Source organism: Mycobacterium sp. THU-M104, from assembly GCF_049197365.1.
Classification (GTDB): domain Bacteria; phylum Actinomycetota; class Actinomycetes; order Mycobacteriales; family Mycobacteriaceae; genus Mycobacterium.
Window position 1 is genome coordinate 1 of sequence record NZ_JBMIOP010000174.1, and the last position, 1,448, is coordinate 1,448.

Here is a 1,448-nt window from a genome sequence, read left to right on the forward strand (position 1 = left end):
ATCTCGGCGATCTGGGTAAAACTGCGTTGCTCGGGCCGAACGTGGTCGGCTTACCGACCGCGGACATGCCACAGGCTTATGGGATCGGCGCGTTGTCGGTGCCGCCGAGCTGGGGCGCGGCCGCTGCCGGTGCCAAGCCGGTAGCAGTGTCGCTGGCCGCCGCCAACGCCGGCGCCGCCCCGGTGGCCGCCGCCGAACTACCACCCGGGACGGCGATGCAAGAGGCGATGGTGGGCACGATGTCCGGGGGTGGCGCGGCGTCCGCTGCGACTGATAGCCGCGGCGACGGCCGAGGCGGCAGGAACCGCCGGGGCAAAGACGACAAGGAAAAAGAAGGCGAGCGGCCGGCTGCCGCCCTGATCATGTCCAGTGGCTGGCTGGCGTCGACACTGGCATACAACAACCGTAGACGGGTGGAATCGGCATCGGCGTCACTACCGCTGCCGCCGGACTGGCAGGAGGAATTGGCCGCCAACGAGTTCGCATGGGGTTAGCGAACAGGATACGGAGTCGCATTGTAAAGCCGGTGCAAAACCGGTAACTCATAGGTTCTGCTTCGAAACCCGCCAATTCATCAAAGAGCAGCGATCCATGCTCGTGCTTGCACGAGCATTACCGACCGATCGTGTCCGCGCCAAGATCGACGAGCTTTTCGTGTCGGATCGCGAGTTGCCCGAGATTCTGGCGGAAGTTGCCCATCTTGGTGCTCGGTTGCTGATGCAGGCTGCGCCGGAAACTGAAATGACCGATTCGCTCGGCCGCGATCGTTATCACCTTGCCGGCGCGGCGCCGAATTAGCGGCTAGCCGCCACCGCCTCCACCCATCGGCGGCAGGGGGCAATAGGCACCCCGGGCGAGGTTCACGAACTGAACGGCCTGAATAGGCGAGAGCTTGGGGTTTTCGTCTAACACCATTTGTGCGGTTTGTTGTTCGCTGTGCCGTCCCGCGATGATATAGGAACAGACAGCTTTGCCGCTGGATATCGCCTGGCTTGAGTTCGGGTATCCAATCCCCTCTGCGTTGAGCGCCTCGATAAATGCGTCATCATTGCCGTCAGCGTGGGCGACGCCGAAGGCGCCGAATGCGGCTGTCGTACAGGTGATGGCCAAAAGCAGCAGCTTAGTAGCGCGCATGATGTATCCCACCTCAAAATTCGAAAGAGATCCGAGAGAAAGCATACGGCACGAACGGCTAGGTGGGCTCGTCTGACCGCGGCGGCTGCGACACGGTCGCCATGCCGCCGACGGTGCTGCTGGGTGTCGATCGATCTCGTCGCTAAGGCGATCTTTCTACGATGCGCGGCCCGAGCAAAAACAGCAGCCGCACTTCAGGATCTGACAATGAGACCACCTTCAGCTGCTCGACCCTCCGCACCCGGTAGCGGACCGTCTTGGGATGCACCTGCAGCTCCTGCGCGGCTGCTCCGACGTCGCCGAAGCTGTCCAGG

3 protein-coding genes and 1 pseudogene are annotated in these 1,448 nt (G+C 62.8%); 2 read left to right on the forward strand and 2 right to left on the reverse strand.

The features are described 5' to 3' along the window. Together ACOJVU_RS14015 and ACOJVU_RS14020 are read left to right on the forward strand one after the other, a co-directional pair. On the forward strand, positions 1 to 494 hold a 494-nt coding region (locus ACOJVU_RS14015), incomplete at its 5' end, for a PPE family protein, SVP subgroup (RefSeq protein ID WP_421530323.1). Positions 495 to 597: 103 nt separating this feature from the next. Continuing rightward, positions 598 to 795 (forward strand): annotated as a pseudogene (locus ACOJVU_RS14020) (IS256 family transposase); the annotation flags it as partial. A gap of 6 nt (positions 796 to 801) precedes the next feature. Here ACOJVU_RS14020 and ACOJVU_RS14025 read toward each other — a convergent pair. Together ACOJVU_RS14025 and ACOJVU_RS14030 are read right to left on the reverse strand one after the other, a co-directional pair. Continuing rightward, positions 802 to 1,146 (reverse strand): DUF732 domain-containing protein, encoded by a 345-nt coding sequence (locus ACOJVU_RS14025; RefSeq protein WP_421530324.1) that lies wholly within the window; start codon positions 1,144 to 1,146, stop codon positions 802 to 804. Positions 1,147 to 1,276: 130 nt separating this feature from the next. After that, positions 1,277 to 1,448: helix-turn-helix domain-containing protein (locus tag ACOJVU_RS14030; protein WP_421530325.1), on the reverse strand; the 172-nt coding region annotated here is incomplete at its 5' end.